At 64.5% G+C, this 13914-nt stretch carries 14 protein-coding genes; 12 read left to right on the top strand and 2 right to left on the bottom strand.

All coding sequences use genetic code 11. The features are described from left to right. Window positions 1–42 precede the first annotated feature (42 nt). The 8 genes from ABE093_RS08885 (at window position 43) to ABE093_RS08850 (ending at window position 9122) form a co-directional block, all read left to right on the top strand. Complete coding sequence (locus ABE093_RS08885) at window positions 43–2880, top strand: 2-oxoglutarate dehydrogenase E1 component (protein ID WP_430760510.1); 2838 nt, start codon at window positions 43–45, stop codon at window positions 2878–2880. Between the two features lie 51 nt (window positions 2881–2931). After that, window positions 2932–4143, top strand: coding sequence for a dihydrolipoyllysine-residue succinyltransferase (gene sucB, locus ABE093_RS08880; protein ID WP_430760509.1), 1212 nt, complete (start codon window positions 2932–2934; stop codon window positions 4141–4143). A gap of 63 nt (window positions 4144–4206) precedes the next feature. Beyond that, the gene (gene lpdA / locus ABE093_RS08875; protein ID WP_430760508.1) at window positions 4207–5637 is read left to right on the top strand and encodes a dihydrolipoyl dehydrogenase; all 1431 of its coding nucleotides are present in this window, start codon (window positions 4207–4209) and stop codon (window positions 5635–5637) included. A gap of 22 nt (window positions 5638–5659) precedes the next feature. Beyond that, a complete protein-coding gene (locus ABE093_RS08870; protein ID WP_430760507.1) occupies window positions 5660–6013 on the top strand; it encodes a DUF3147 family protein in 354 nt (117 codons plus the stop codon). Next, a complete protein-coding gene (locus ABE093_RS08865) occupies window positions 6010–7098 on the top strand; it encodes a calcium:proton antiporter (RefSeq protein ID WP_430760506.1) in 1089 nt (362 codons plus the stop codon). Before ABE093_RS08870 ends, ABE093_RS08865 begins: the two co-directional genes overlap by 4 nt. After that, window positions 7095–7703 (top strand): TIGR00730 family Rossman fold protein, encoded by a 609-nt coding sequence (locus tag ABE093_RS08860; protein ID WP_430760505.1) that lies wholly within the window; start codon window positions 7095–7097, stop codon window positions 7701–7703. Before ABE093_RS08865 ends, ABE093_RS08860 begins: the two co-directional genes overlap by 4 nt. Then, complete coding sequence (locus ABE093_RS08855) at window positions 7700–8704, top strand: YhdH/YhfP family quinone oxidoreductase (protein WP_430760504.1); 1005 nt, start codon at window positions 7700–7702, stop codon at window positions 8702–8704. Before ABE093_RS08860 ends, ABE093_RS08855 begins: the two co-directional genes overlap by 4 nt. Window positions 8705–8750: 46 nt before the next feature. Further along, on the top strand, window positions 8751–9122 hold the full coding sequence (locus tag ABE093_RS08850; RefSeq protein WP_430760503.1) for a response regulator: 372 nt from the start codon (window positions 8751–8753) through the stop codon (window positions 9120–9122). Here the strand turns inward: ABE093_RS08850 and ABE093_RS08845 are convergent, their stop codons facing one another. After that, complete coding sequence (locus ABE093_RS08845) at window positions 9123–9995, bottom strand: DnaJ C-terminal domain-containing protein (protein ID WP_430760502.1); 873 nt, start codon at window positions 9993–9995, stop codon at window positions 9123–9125. It lies immediately after the preceding gene. A gap of 87 nt (window positions 9996–10082) precedes the next feature. Here ABE093_RS08845 and ABE093_RS08840 point away from each other — a divergent pair, with 87 nt between their 5' ends. The 4 genes from ABE093_RS08840 to cysE all read left to right on the top strand — a co-directional run bounded on the left by ABE093_RS08840 (window position 10083) and on the right by cysE (window position 12826). Further along, complete coding sequence (locus tag ABE093_RS08840; protein ID WP_430760501.1) at window positions 10083–10589, top strand: peroxiredoxin; 507 nt, start codon at window positions 10083–10085, stop codon at window positions 10587–10589. A 4-nt stretch (window positions 10590–10593) separates the two neighbouring features. Beyond that, on the top strand, window positions 10594–11193 hold the full coding sequence (locus tag ABE093_RS08835; RefSeq protein ID WP_430760500.1) for a ferritin-like domain-containing protein: 600 nt from the start codon (window positions 10594–10596) through the stop codon (window positions 11191–11193). A gap of 128 nt (window positions 11194–11321) precedes the next feature. Then, window positions 11322–12248 (top strand): cysteine synthase A, encoded by a 927-nt coding sequence (gene cysK, locus ABE093_RS08830; RefSeq protein WP_430760499.1) that lies wholly within the window; start codon window positions 11322–11324, stop codon window positions 12246–12248. Between the two features lie 2 nt (window positions 12249–12250). After that, window positions 12251–12826 carry a serine O-acetyltransferase gene (cysE, locus tag ABE093_RS08825; RefSeq protein WP_430760498.1) on the top strand — a complete coding sequence of 192 codons (576 nt, stop codon included), beginning with the start codon at window positions 12251–12253 and terminating at the stop codon, window positions 12824–12826. Window positions 12827–12850: 24 nt separating this feature from the next. Here cysE and ABE093_RS08820 read toward each other — a convergent pair whose 3' ends face one another. Continuing rightward, window positions 12851–13834 carry an alpha/beta hydrolase gene (locus ABE093_RS08820; protein WP_430760497.1) on the bottom strand — a complete coding sequence of 328 codons (984 nt, stop codon included), beginning with the start codon at window positions 13832–13834 and terminating at the stop codon, window positions 12851–12853. Between the last annotated feature and the right edge of the window lie 80 nt (window positions 13835–13914).

The following is a 13914-nucleotide window of genomic DNA, read 5'->3' as shown; positions in this document are numbered from 1 at the left end:
CACCATCCCTGACCCCGGCGACATCGCGAGTATTTCCCCATCATGGCGGACAGCCTTCTCAAGCAGTTTGCGCAAACCTCCCAGCTCGGCAGCAATGCCGCCTATATCGACGAGCTCTACGAGCAGTACCTGGTCGCCCCCGACAGCGTCGATGGCAAATGGAAGGCGTATTTCGATAGCCTGAAAGGCCGCGAAGCCGGTGACGTTCCCCATTCGGTGATCGCCGATGCCGTGGCCGCCGCCGGTCGCAATGCCATCCGCAGCGGTGGCGGTGGCGGTGGCGAATCCTCGGGTGACGAGCGCGAGCGCCATGTCGGCCGCCTGATCAATGCCTATCGCGCCCGCGGCCACCTCGTTGCCGACATCGATCCGCTGGGCATGCTCAAGCACCCGGACGCCCCGGACCTGACGCTGGCCTTCCACCACCTCTCCGATGCCGATCTCAAGAGCGAGTTCAGCACCGGTGGCGTCGGTGGCCGTGCCCGCATGGCGCTGGGCGATCTGTTTGCCCTGCTCAAGGCGACCTACGCCGGCCCGATCGGCGCCGAATACATGCACATCAGCGACGTCGAACAGCGCCGCTGGATGCAGGAACGCCTCGAGGCCGCCGGCGGCAACTTCAATTTCGACAAAGCCACCAAGCTCCGCATCCTCGAGCGCCTGACCGCGGCCGAAGGCCTCGAGCGCTATCTCGGCACCAAGTACGTCGGCCAGAAGCGCTTCTCGCTGGAAGGCGGCGATTCGCTGATCCCGATGATGGACGAACTGATCCGCCGCTCCGGCAGCCAGGGCGCCAAGGAGATGGTGATCGGCATGGCCCACCGCGGCCGCCTCAACGTGCTGGTCAACACCCTCGGCAAGCCGCCGCGCGTGCTGTTCAACGAATTCGAGGGCAAGTTCGAGCACAACGACGATGATCACGCCCACACCGGCGACGTGAAGTACCACATGGGCTTCAGCGCCGACATCGGCACCCCGGGCGGCCCGGTCCACGTCGCGCTGGCGTTCAACCCGTCGCACTTGGAAATCGTGAATCCCGTGGTGGCCGGTTCGGTGCGCTCGCGCCAGCGCCGCTACGACGACAAGACCCGCAAGCACGTGCTGCCGGTGCTGCTGCATGGCGACGCCGCGTTCGCCGGCCAGGGCGTCGGCATGGAACTGCTGCAGATGTCGCAGGCCCGCGGCTTCAAGGTCGGCGGCACCCTCCACATCGTCATCAACAACCAGGTCGGCTTCACCACCAGCTACCACGAAGACGCGCGTTCGACGCTGTACTGCACCGACGTCGCCAAGATGGTGGAAGCGCCGGTGCTGCACGTGAACGGCGACAACCCGGAAGCGGTGCTGTTCTGCATGGACCTGGCCCACGATTTCCGCCAGCAGTTCGGCAAGGACGTGGTGATCGACCTGGTCTGCTATCGCCGCCAGGGCCACAACGAAGCGGACGAACCGGCGGCGACGCAGCCGTTGATGTACCAGAAGATCCGTTCGATGAAGACCACCCGCGAGCTGTACGGCGACAAGCTGATCGCCGAAGGCGTGGTCACCGCCGAACAGGTCAAGGCGATGGTCGATGCTTATCGCGACAAGCTCGACGCCGGCGAAGTCACCGCCGACGTGGTCGCGGCCAAGCCCGATCCGCTGCTGCCCGACTGGAACAAGCTGCTGAAGGGCAAGCTGTCCGATCCGGTCGATACCCGCGTCGATCGCAGCAAGCTCGATGCGCTGGCCAAGCAGATCAACACCGTTCCCGACACCGTGGTGCTGCACCCGCGCGTCGCCAAGATCTACGACGACCGCCGCAAGATGGCCGCCGGCGAATTGCCGGGCGACTGGGGCTTCGCCGAGAACCTCGCCTACGCCACACTGCTCGATTCGGGCAGTCGCCTGCGCCTGGTCGGCCAGGATGCCGGACGCGGCACGTTCTTCCATCGCCACGCAATCCTGCACGACCAGAAGACCGACGATTTCTACATTCCGCTGCGCCAGCTGGTGAAGAATCCGGAAGACGCCACCATCATCGACTCGTTGCTCTCCGAAGAAGCGGTGATGGCGTTCGAATACGGCTACTCGACCACCGATCCCGACACGCTCGACATCTGGGAAGCGCAGTTCGGCGATTTCGCCAATGGCGCGCAGGTGGTGATCGACCAGTTCATCGCCGCCGGCGAAGCCAAGTGGGGCCGCCTGTGCGGACTCGCGCTGTTCCTGCCGCACGGCTACGAAGGCCAGGGCCCGGAACACAGCTCCGCGCGCCTGGAACGCTTCCTGCAACTGTGCGCACTCGACAACATGATCGTGTGCGTGCCGACCACGCCGGCGCAGGCCTTCCACATGATCCGTCGCCAGCTGTGCATGGATACCCGCAAGCCGCTGGTGGTGATGACGCCGAAGTCGCTGCTGCGCCACAAACTCGCGGTGTCGTCGCTGGACGAACTCGCCAACGGCGAATTCCAGCAACTGATCTCCGATCGCAAGGCCGACCCGACCAAGGTCAAGCGCGTCGTGCTGTGTTCCGGCAAGGTCTATTACGACCTGCTGGAAGACGCCGAGAAGCGCGGCCAGAGCGACGTCGCGATCGTCCGCATCGAACAGCTGTATCCGTTCCCGCGTGCGCTGCTGAAAGCGGAACTGGCGCGTTATCCGCTGGCCAAGGACGTCGTCTGGTGCCAGGAAGAACCGCAGAACCAGGGCGCATGGTTCCAGATCCAGCACCATCTGCGCGCCTGCCTGATGAACGGCCAGTCGATCACCTACGCCGGACGCGCGCGTTCGCCGTCGCCGGCCGCCGGTCATCTCAACGATCACGTCGCCGAACAGGCGCAGTTGATCGCCGACGCGCTGGTCAATCCGCCCAAGCTCGAACACGGCAACGACTGACGTCGCGCCGCCCCCTCTTCACGCATCCACATTTTTCATCGGACACCCGACATGGCCACCGAAATCAAAGTCCCGGTTCTTCCCGAATCCGTCTCCGACGCCACCATCGCCGCCTGGCACAAGAAGGTCGGCGACAGCGTGCGTCGCGACGAGAACCTGGTCGACCTGGAAACCGACAAGGTGGTGCTTGAAGTGCCGTCGCCGGTCGATGGCGTACTCAAGGAAATCAAGTTCGATACCGGTGCGACCGTCACCAGCCAGCAGGTGATCGCCGTCGTCGAGGAAGGCGCGGTCGCCGCTGCGCCCGCCCCCGCTCCGGCCGCTGCCGCGCCGGCGGCACCTGCTGCAGCTGCTCCGGCTCCCGCAGCTGCGGCCCCGGTCGCTGCCGCTGCGCCTGCCGCCGCGGCGGCCACGTCCCAGCTGCCGCCGGGTGCGCGCTTCACCGCCGAAACCAAGGGCATCAACCCTGCCGACGTTGCCGGTACCGGCCGCCACGGCGCGGTGACCAAGGAAGACCTGATCAATTACGCCAGCGGCAAGACGCCGGGCGTCAGCGGTGGTGCGCGTCCGGAAGAACGCGTGCCGATGACGCGCATGCGCGCCCGCATCGCCGAACGCCTGATGCAGTCGAAGAACTCGATCGCGATGCTGACCTCGTTCAACGAAGTCAACCTGAGCAAGGTCATGGCGATGCGCCAGGAGCTGCAGGACGATTTCGTGAAGACCTACGGCATCAAGCTCGGCTTCATGAGCTTCTTCGCCAAGGCCGCCGCCAACGCGCTGCAGAAGTACCCGGTGGTGAATGCCTCGGTCGACGGCAACGACGTGATCTATCACGGCTATGCCGACATCTCGGTGGCCGTCAGCACCGACAAGGGCCTGGTCACGCCGGTGCTGCGCAACGTCGAGCGCATGGGCTTCGCCGACATCGAGAAGGGAATCGCCGCGTACGCCAAGGCGGCGCGCGAAGGCGGCCTGAAGCTGGACGACCTCCAGGGCGGCACCTTCACCATCACCAACGGCGGCACCTTCGGCTCGTTGATGTCGACGCCGATCGTCAATCCGCCGCAGTCGGCCATCCTCGGCATGCACGCGATCAAGGAACGCGCGATCGTCGAAGACGGCAAGGTCATCGCCGCGCCGATGATGTACATCGCGCTCAGCTACGACCACCGCATCATCGACGGCAAGGACGCGGTGCTGTTCCTGGTCGACATCAAGAACCAGCTCGAGAACCCCAGCCGCATGCTGCTCGGCATGTAATTCCGCTGCGCCCCGCGATCGCGGGGCGTGCTGCTTGAAGCGTTTCGCCAAGGAAATCCAGCAATGTCCGAACAACAGCAATTCGATGTCGTCGTGATCGGCGGCGGCCCCGCCGGCTACCACGCCGCGATCCGCGCCGCGCAGCTCGGCCTCAAGACCGCTTGCGTCGACGCCGCGCTCGGCAAGGACGGCCAGCCCGCGCTCGGCGGCACCTGCCTGCGCGTGGGTTGCATCCCGTCGAAGGCGCTGCTCGATTCCAGCCGCCAGTTCTGGAACATGTCGCATATCTTCGGCGAGCATGGCATCAGCTTCGCCGACCAGAAGATCGACGTCGCCACCATGATCGGCCGCAAGGACAAGATCGTGAAGCAGTTCACCGGCGGCATCGCGGCGCTGTTCAAGGCCAACAAGATCACGCCGTTCTACGGCTTCGGCCAGCTGCAGCCGGGCAATGTCGTCAGCGTGAAGCAGCACGACGGCAGCACCGTCGAGCTCAAGGGCACGAACGTCATTCTCGCCGCGGGTTCGGATTCGATCGAACTGCCGTTCGCCAAGTTCGACGGCAAGGCCATCGTCGACAACGTCGGCGCGCTCGACTTCACCGAAGTGCCGAAGACCCTCGGCGTGATCGGCGCCGGCGTGATCGGCCTCGAACTCGGCAGCGTGTGGAACCGCCTCGGCGCCAAGGTCACCATCTTCGAAGCCCTGCCCGACTTCCTCGCCGCCGCCGACAAGGAAGTGGCCAAGGTCGGTGCGCGCGAGTTCAAGAAGCAGGGTCTCGACATCCGCCTCGGCACCAAGGTCTCGAAGACCGAGGTCAAGCCCGATGGCGTGCACGTCACCTTCAACGACGGCAAGTCCGACCAGGAAGTCGTGGTCGAGAAATTGCTGGTCTGCGTCGGCCGCCGCGCCGCCACCAAGGGCCTGCTGGCCGATGGCACCGGCGTCAAGCTGGATGCGCGCGGCATGATCGAGGTCGACGACCACTGCCATACCGGCGTCGACGGCGTGTGGGCGATCGGCGACTGCGTGCGCGGCCCGATGCTGGCGCACAAGGGCTTCGAGGAAGGCATCGAGGTCGCCGAGCTGATCGCCGGCCTGCCTGGCCACGTCAACTACGACACCATCCCGAACGTGATCTACACCGAGCCGGAAATCGCCTGGGTCGGCAAGACCGAGGAACAGCTCAAGGCCGAAGGCGTCGCCTACAAGGCCGGCAGCTTCCCGTTCGCGGCCGTCGGTCGCGCGGTGGCGATGGCCGAGCCGATCGGCTTCGTGAAGGTGCTCGCCGATGCCGAGACCGATCGCATCCTCGGCATGCACCTGATCGGGCCGAACGTGTCCGAGCTGGTGCACGAAGGCGTGATCTCGATGGAATTCAATGGCAGCGCCGACGACCTCGCGCGCATCTGCCACGCCCATCCGTCGCTGTCGGAAGCGGTGCACGACGCCGCGATGGCGGTCGACAAGCGCGCCATCCACAAGGCCAACTGATGCACGCGCAGGTTCAGTCCACATGAACCTGCAACTGCTGATCAAGCTCGCCATCACCGTCGCGACGGTGATGCTGGCTTCGGAACTGTCGAAGAAACCCGGCGTGCTCGGCGCGCTGGTGGCATCGTTGCCACTGACTTCGTTGCTGGTGCTGGCCTGGCTCTATCGCGACACCGGCGATCCCGCGCGCGTCGCCGCGATGGGCATGGATATCTTCTGGTTCGTGCTCGGCAGCCTGCTGTTCTTCCCTGCCCTTGCATTCACTGCACGCGCCGGCTGGCCGATGTGGTTGTGTTTCGTCTGTGCCGGACTGGCCGGAGCCGCAGGCGTCGCCGTCGTGCAACTGCTGCTGCGTTCGCGCATGATGACGCCATGACTTCCAAATACAACCCGTTGTGGGCGATCCTGCTGCCGATCATCGCGGCAGTCATCCTGGTGATCACCAAGAGCGCGCCGGGAATTCCCGGCAGCGGGCTGTTGCTGGGCGCGGTGGTGGTCGCCAGTGTCATTGCCGCCGTCCACCACGCCGAAGTGATCGCGCATCGCGTCGGCGAGCCGTTCGGCACGCTGGTGCTGGCGATGGCGGTGACGGTGATCGAATGCGCGCTGATCATCTCGATGATGATGTCGGGCAATCCGGACGCCGCCACCTTGCCGCGCGACACGGTGTTCGCCGGCGTGATGATCCTGCTCAGCGGCCTCATCGGCATCAGCCTGCTTGCCGGCGGCCGTCGCCATCACGTCCAGCAGTTCAAGCTCGACGGCATCAATGCCGCCCTCGGCACCCTGGTCGCGATCCTCGCCTTCACGCTGATCCTGCCCAACTACACCATCACGCCAGGACCGGCCTACAACCAGAAGCAGATGCTGTTCGTCGCCATCGCGACGCTGGTGCTGTTCGGCGCGTTCACGTTCTTCCAGACAGTGCGCCATCGCGATTACTTCCTGCCTGAAGAAAATGGCCAGACGGACGAGGACGGTGACGGGCACGCCGATCCCCCCTCCAATCGCGACACCCTGGTCAGCAGCGTAATGCTGGTGATCGCACTCGTTGCGGTGGTGCTGGGCGCGAAAGCGGTATCGCCGACCATCGAAACGATGCTCGACCACGCCGGCGCACCTGCCGGAACCGTCGGCATCCTGATCGCCGCAATCGTGCTATTGCCGGAAAGCGTCGCGGCCGTGCGCGCGGCACTCGGCAATCGCCTGCAGACCAGCCTCAATCTCGCCATCGGTTCGGCGATCGCCACCATCGGCCTCACCATTCCGGCGGTGATCATCGTCAGCCTGACGCAGGGCTGGTCGCTCTCGCTCGGCCTCACGCCGATGTCGATGGCATTGCTGGTGGTGACGCTGTTCATCACCTCGATCAGCCTGCGCACCGGACGCACCAACATCCTGCCCGGCATCGTCCATCTGGTGTTGTTCGCGGCCTATCTCTTCCTCAGTTTCGTGCCATGAAATCGATTTGCGTGTACTGCGGCTCCAATGCCGGTTCCGATCCCCGTTACGCCGAAGCCGCACGCGCGCTCGGCAAGCGCATCGCCAATGAAGGCATGCAGCTGGTGTATGGCGGTGGCAACGTCGGCCTGATGGGCATCGTCGCCGATGCCGTGCTCGCCGCCGGCGGCGAAGTCACCGGCGTGATTCCCCACCAGTTGATGGAATGGGAAGTCGGCCATCGTGGACTGACGCGACTGGAAGTGGTCGGTTCGATGCACGAGCGCAAGGCGCGCATGTTCGAACTGTCCGATGCCTTCATCGCCCTGCCCGGCGGGTTCGGCACGCTCGACGAGATGTTCGAGATGCTGACCTGGCGCCAGCTCGGCCTCGGCCACAAGCCCTGCGCCTTCCTCGATGTCGCCGATTTCTGGAAACCGTTGATGGCGATGCTCGACCACATGGTTGGCGAACGTTTCGTCCATCCGGAACAACGCGAGGATCTCTGGCACGGCGGCGACATCGATGCGTTGTTCGCGTGGATGCGCGATTACCGGCCCGCACAGGCCGACAAGTGGATGGACGAGAAGCGCCGCACCCAGTTGCGTTCGGTGGCGGAGACATGAGCATGCCCGCCGACTTCAATGCATTCCGCATCCACAACGATGCACAGGGGTATCGCAGCGGCGTCGAACGCATCGCGCTCGATGCGCTGTCGCCCGGCGAAGTGGTGATCCGCACCGCGTATTCCTCGGTCAATTTCAAGGATGCGCTGGCCGGAACCGGACAGGGCAAGATCCTGCGGCAGTTCCCGCTCAACGGCGGCATCGATGTCGCCGGACACGTCGTGCAATCGACGGACCCGAAATTCAAGGAAGGCGATGCCGTCCTCGTGACCGGCTGCGGCTTGTCGGAAACGCGCGACGGCGGTTATTCCGAATACGCGCGGCTGGAATCGCGCTGGGTGATTCCGTTGCCCGCGGGCCTGAGCCTGCGCGAAGCGATGATCCTCGGCACCGCCGGCTTCACCGCCGCCCTGGCGCTGTACCGGATGCTCGACAACCGCCAGCATCCCGGCCTCGGCCCGTTGGCCGTGACCGGAGCGACTGGCGGCGTCGGTTCGCTCGCGGTCGCGATCTTCAAACGCGCCGGCTTCGAGGTCCATGCCGTCAGCGGCAAGCCCGAGCATGGCGACTACCTGCGCACGCTCGGTACCAGCGAAGTGCTCGGTCGCGACGCGCTCGCCACCACGCGCCCGATGGAATCGGTGCGCTTCGGCGGCGGCCTCGACAATGTCGGCGGACCGATGCTGAACAGCCTGCTGGCGCAGACCGCGCCCTACGGCAATGTCGCCACCGCAGGGCTCGCGGCCAGTCCGGAGCTGCCGACAACCGTGATGCCGTTCATCATTCGCGGCGTTTCGCTGCTCGGAATTGCGTCAGCGGGCACAGAACGCAACATTCGCGACGCCATCTGGCAACACCTCGCCAGCGACTGGAAGCCCGCCAATCTCGATGCCATCTGCACGGCAACCGTGGATTTGCAGGGATTGCCGGCGATTTTCGCCCGCATGCTGGCCGGCGGATCGCTCGGGCGCACGCTGGTGGCGTTTCCGGAAAACGCCTGAAGCTGTGTAAAATCGCTGCAATCCAAGGGGGACCAGAGAAAACCACATGGCGCACATTCTTGTTGTCGACGATTCGCCTTCCCAGCTGCTGGGACTTCGTCGCGTGGTCGAAAAGCTCGGCCACCAATGCAGCACTGCCGAAGACGGCGCAGCCGGCGTCGAACTCGCCAAGAGCCTGCAGCCCGACCTGATCCTGATGGACGTGGTGATGCCGAACCTCAACGGCTTCCAGGCCACGCGTTCGATCACCCGCGAAGAAAGCACCAAGCACATCCCGGTCGTGCTGGTCACCACAAAGGACCAGGACACCGATCGCATGTGGGGCATGCGCCAGGGCGCACGCGCTTACATCACCAAGCCCTTCAGCGAGAAGGAATTGGCCGAAGTGGTGACGGAGCTGCTGCCGAGCGCAGCCTGATCAACCGAAAGCGTCGCGCAGTCCCTCGTAGGCTGCGTGCTGCGCCGGCGTCTGCGGAACCGGCGCCATGATTTCCAGTTCGACGATCTGATCGCCCGGCGTCTGCCCGGGCAAGCCGCGACCGCGCAGTCGCAACTTCTTGCCGGCATCCGATCCCGCCGGAATCTTCAGCTCCACCGAACCGCCCAGCGTCGGCACGCTCATCACCGCGCCCAGCGCCGCCTGCCATGGCGTCAGTTCGAGCACGTACAGGATGTTGCGGCCATCGACCTCGAAGTCGGGATGCGCGGCGTATTCGATTTCCAGCAACAGGTCGCCGCCACTGCCGCCCTGTCCGGCGAGGCGGATCAGCTGGCCGGGACGAATGCCCTTGGGAATGCGCACGTCCAGCGATTTCCCGTTCAAGCCGATGCGGATGCTGTTGCCGCCATAGACGGCCTCCAGCGGCACGCTCATTCGCGCACGCGTGGGGCCCGCAGGTTGTGGTCCGCGTGCGCCACCACGACCGCGACCGAACATCTGCTCGAAGAAATCACTGAACCCGCCGCCACCTGCTCCACCGCCACCGGCGAAGATTTCGTCGAAGTCGAAATCGCCCGGTGCGCCATGGAAACCGCCGCCCGCGCCCGGCGGTTGCACATCGTCGCCAGGACGATAGCCGCGCGAACGCAACTGGTCGTAAGCCGCGCGCTTCTGCGGATCGCGCAGCGCCTCGTAGGCTTCGTTGACCGATTTGAATTTCTCTTCGGCGTCCGCTTCCTTGCTGACATCGGGATGATATTTGCGCGCCAGCCGCCGGTAAGCCGACTTGATTTCCGATTCGCCGGCATTCGGCTCCACGCCGAGAATCTCGTAGTAATCCTTGAACTGCATCGATCCTCCGGACAGGCGGCCCACGGCCCCTTAACGCGATTTTTCCGGCCTCAAGTCTACCCTGCCAGTTTTCCGACAGGCCAATCCATGAGCATCCAGCCCGGCGATTCCATCCCCTCCATGTCGTTGCAGGTCGCCGGCGCGCAAGGTGCGCAGGACCGCGATACCGCGCAGCTCTTTTCCGGCAAGCGCGTGGTGTTGTTCAGCGTGCCCGGCGCCTTCACCCCGACCTGCTCGGAACGCCACCTGCCCGGTTACGTGCAACACCACGACGATTTCGTGAAGCGCGGCATCGATGTCTATTGCCTGTCGGTCAACGACGCCTTCGTGATGCAGGCCTGGGGCGAATCGCAGCACGTTCCGGAAGGATTGCTGATGCTCGCCGACGGCAACGGCGCCTTCACCCGCGCGCTCGGCCTCGAGATGGATGCCAGCCCGTTCGGCATGGGCGTGCGCGGCAAGCGTTTCGCCATCTATGCGGACAACGGCGTCGCCCGCGCGGTCGAAGTCGAGGCGCCAGGCGAATTCCGCGTCTCCAGCGCCGAATCCATGTTGCAGACCATTGATGCCCTTTCGCCCAATCCCCCGGAGTAACGATATGGCAGCCGCGAAGAAGACCAGCACCCGCAAGAGCAACCATGCCGCCGCGCAATCGACCAGCGACAACAGCGGATTCACCGATGTCAAAACCCTGCGCGAGCGTGCGCGCAAGGGATTGGACAAGGGACCGATCACCGCGACCTACACCATCGATCGCAAGGAACTGATCCGTCGCCTCAACGATGCACTGGCGACCGAATGGGTGTGCGTGCTGCGCTACATGCGCCACTACTTCTCGGCGGCGGGCATGCTGGCGGAATCGGTGAAGCAGGAATTCCTGACGCACGCGAAGGAAGAGCAGGCGCATGCCGACCTGATCGCCCAGCGCATCGTGCAGCTTGGCGGCGATCCCGACCTCGATCCGGCGACGCTGACGCAGCGTTCCCACGCCGAATACAAGGAAGGCAGGAACCTGCGCGACATGGTCAAGGAGAACCTGGTCGCAGAGCGCATCGCCATCGACAGCTATCGCGAACTGATCAACTGGATCGGCGACCGCGACACCACGACCAAGCGCATGCTCGAGGGCATCCTGGCGATGGAAGAAGACCATGCCGACGATTTCCGCGACCTGCTGGACGGCTGGATCGGGGACTGACTTACAGGCGTCATCACCCCATCGCATAAGGACATGACCACTGGTTCTGCGTTCCCCCGGGCATCGATGTTGTCCTGCATCATCGAGAGGCCTAGCATCACCCAATTACTTTCCCGACGAGGTCGGACATGACGATCTATTCCGATGTCACCCAGCTGGTCGGCCGCACGCCGCTGGTCAGGATCAACCGCATCATCCAGAGCAAGGCCACGGTGCTGGCCAAGCTGGAGTTCTACAACCCGGCGAAATCGGTGAAGGACCGCATCGGCGTCGCCATCATCGATGCCGCCGCCGCGAGTGGCGAGCTCCGGCCCGGCGGCACGATCATCGAGGCGACTTCCGGTAACACCGGCATCGCGCTGGCGATGGTCGGCGCGGCGCGTGGCTACAAGGTCGTGCTGACGATGCCCGACTCGATGAGCAAGGAGCGTCGCGCCCTGCTCCGCGCCTATGGCGCCGAACTGGTGCTGACGCCGGCCGCCGAAGGCATGCGCGGCGCGGTCGAGCGTTCCGAAGCGATCGCGAAGGAACGTGGCGGCGTGCTGGCGCACCAGTTCGCCAACGCGGCCAATCCGGCGATCCACCGCAAGACCACCGCCGAGGAAATCTGGAAGGACACCGACGGCCAGGTCGACATCCTCGTCTCCGGCATCGGCACCGGCGGCACCATCACCGGCGTCGGCCAGGTGTTGAAGGAACGCAAGCCGTCGGTGAAGGTCTTCGGCGTGGAACCGGCGGAATCGCCGATCCTCAACGGCGGCCAGCCCGGTCCGCACAAGATCCAGGGCCTCGGCGCGAACTTCGTGCCAGAGATCCTCGATCGCACCATCTACGACGGCATCATCGACATCCCCGGCGACACCGCGGTGGAATGGGCGCGTCGTGCCGCCAAGGAAGAAGGCCTGCTGGTCGGCATCTCGTCCGGTGCGGCGCTCGCTGCCGCCAACCAGGTCGCACAGCTGCCGGAAAGCGAAGGCAAGACGATCGTCGTCGTGATCCCGAGCTTCGGCGAACGTTACCTGTCCACCGTGCTGTTCGCCGACCTGCTCGACTGAACGTGATCGAACGCGTCCGTGAAGATCTCGCGGCAGTGCTGTCGCGGGATCCCGCTGCAACATCGCGGTGGGTGCCGTTCTTCACCTCGCCCGGCCTGCACGCGCTGTGGCTGCATCGTTTCGCGCATCAGCTGTGGCAGATCGACGCTTTGCGCTGGCCTGCGCGTTTCGTTGCCCTGTTCTCGCGCATGGTCACCGGCGTGGAAATCCATCCTGCCGCCAGGATCGGTCGTCGTGTCGTGATCGACCACGGCATGGGCGTGGTGATTGGCGAAACCGCGGAAATCGGCGACGACGTCCTGATCTATCACGGCGTCACGCTGGGGGGCACCGCCAATGCGCCGGTGAAACGCCATCCCACCATCGGCGATCGTGTCTTGATTGGCGCCGGGGCGAAGATCCTCGGACCGCTGACGATCGGCAACGACGCGCGCATCGGCGCGAATGCGGTCGTCGTCAGCGATGTGCCCGATCACGGTGTCGCGGTCGGCGTACCGGCGAAGATCCGTGTTCCCGATGCCGTCGAATCCGCGGAACATGCCGATCCGTTGATCGATCCCGCGATGTGGTGGATCTGACCGATCCGTCTCGTCAGCGCACGCCTACAGCATCTGGATTTGCTTGAGCCAGAGCTCGACCAGTTCCGGCCATTTGCCGACGGGCTCATCTTTGCGGCGCAAGGCAAAAGCATGCCCGCCCTTGGCAAAGAGATGAATTTCGGTTGGCACGCCGGCCTTATCCAGCGCCGTCGCATACATAAGACTGTTGCAGACCGGATCCATGGCGTCGTCCCACGTCTGGGCAATGAACGTGGGCGGCGCAGTCTCCTTCACCGGCAACCGTGGATCGAATGATCCGCCATTGCGGCATATGTGCCCCGGATAAAGCGCAATTGCAAAATCCGGTCGGCTGCTGATCTTGTCGATGGCGTCGACCGGACGATACGCCGGAGTCAGGATGTTGCTTGTCTGGGCGACCAGGTATCCACCCGCCGACATTCCCAGTACGCCGATGCGGTGCGGATTGATGCCGAGTTCCACGGCTTTCGATCGGACCAGCCGGATGGTCCGCTGCGCATCTTGCAAGGCACGAGGAATATCAGGGGTGATTTGTCGCTTGGTCTTCGCGTCCCAGAAGTCGTCCCCACCGGGGACGCGATATTTGGAAACGATGCAGGTGATCCCTTTTGTCGTCATCCAATCGCAAATCTCCGTGCCTTCGAGCCCAATGAAGAGCTTCTGAAATCCGCCTCCCGGAAAGACGATCACGGCAGTGCCGGTATTGCGTCCCTTGGCCGGCATGATCGTCATCGTTGGAACGGCGACGTTGAGGACGGCTTCCGAGTTGCCGCCGACCGCCCCGGGATCGTCATAGACCTGGACGCTCTCCGCCGGCTGCGGCCTGAACGTGCCGTTGGGTGCGTTTCCGGGCCAAATCCGCAATTGGGCCAAGCCGGAGCGCGGCTGCCATTCGCCTGGTTTGTCGATCGGCGATTTCTTTTCCGGCGAAGCAGGAATGGCTTTCGGCGTGGTCGCGCTCGAGGCCCCGCATGCAGCATTGGCTAGCATCAGGATGGACAAAAGCATGATGCGAATATGCATTGCAGGCGCCCTCGCTTTTTGTTGTGTCGAATCTAACGCTTGCCGGGCAACTCCAACAATCATCC

Origin of the sequence: Solilutibacter silvestris (assembly GCF_050574925.1) — a bacterium.
GTDB classification, from domain to species: Bacteria; Pseudomonadota; Gammaproteobacteria; order Xanthomonadales; family Xanthomonadaceae; genus Solilutibacter; species Solilutibacter silvestris_A.
Note: the sequence above shows the minus strand (reverse complement) of the source record. Positions and strands in the feature narration are given on the sequence as shown.

Bases quoted from the DNA above. Each gene is read 5' to 3' on its own strand.
- ABE093_RS08885 (WP_430760510.1), top strand. From the start codon at position 43: ATGGCGGACAGCCTTCTCAAGCAGTTTGCGCAAACCTCCCAGCTCGGC.
- sucB (WP_430760509.1), top strand. From the start codon at position 2,932: ATGGCCACCGAAATCAAAGTCCCGGTTCTTCCCGAATCCGTCTCCGAC.
- lpdA (WP_430760508.1), top strand. From the start codon at position 4,207: ATGTCCGAACAACAGCAATTCGATGTCGTCGTGATCGGCGGCGGCCCC.
- ABE093_RS08870 (WP_430760507.1), top strand. From the start codon at position 5,660: ATGAACCTGCAACTGCTGATCAAGCTCGCCATCACCGTCGCGACGGTG.
- ABE093_RS08865 (WP_430760506.1), top strand. From the start codon at position 6,010: ATGACTTCCAAATACAACCCGTTGTGGGCGATCCTGCTGCCGATCATC.
- ABE093_RS08860 (WP_430760505.1), top strand. From the start codon at position 7,095: ATGAAATCGATTTGCGTGTACTGCGGCTCCAATGCCGGTTCCGATCCC.
- ABE093_RS08855 (WP_430760504.1), top strand. From the start codon at position 7,700: ATGAGCATGCCCGCCGACTTCAATGCATTCCGCATCCACAACGATGCA.
- ABE093_RS08850 (WP_430760503.1), top strand. From the start codon at position 8,751: ATGGCGCACATTCTTGTTGTCGACGATTCGCCTTCCCAGCTGCTGGGA.
- ABE093_RS08845 (WP_430760502.1), bottom strand. From the start codon at position 9,995: ATGCAGTTCAAGGATTACTACGAGATTCTCGGCGTGGAGCCGAATGCC.
- ABE093_RS08840 (WP_430760501.1), top strand. From the start codon at position 10,083: ATGAGCATCCAGCCCGGCGATTCCATCCCCTCCATGTCGTTGCAGGTC.
- ABE093_RS08835 (WP_430760500.1), top strand. From the start codon at position 10,594: ATGGCAGCCGCGAAGAAGACCAGCACCCGCAAGAGCAACCATGCCGCC.
- cysK (WP_430760499.1), top strand. From the start codon at position 11,322: ATGACGATCTATTCCGATGTCACCCAGCTGGTCGGCCGCACGCCGCTG.
- ABE093_RS08820 (WP_430760497.1), bottom strand. From the start codon at position 13,834: ATGCTTTTGTCCATCCTGATGCTAGCCAATGCTGCATGCGGGGCCTCG.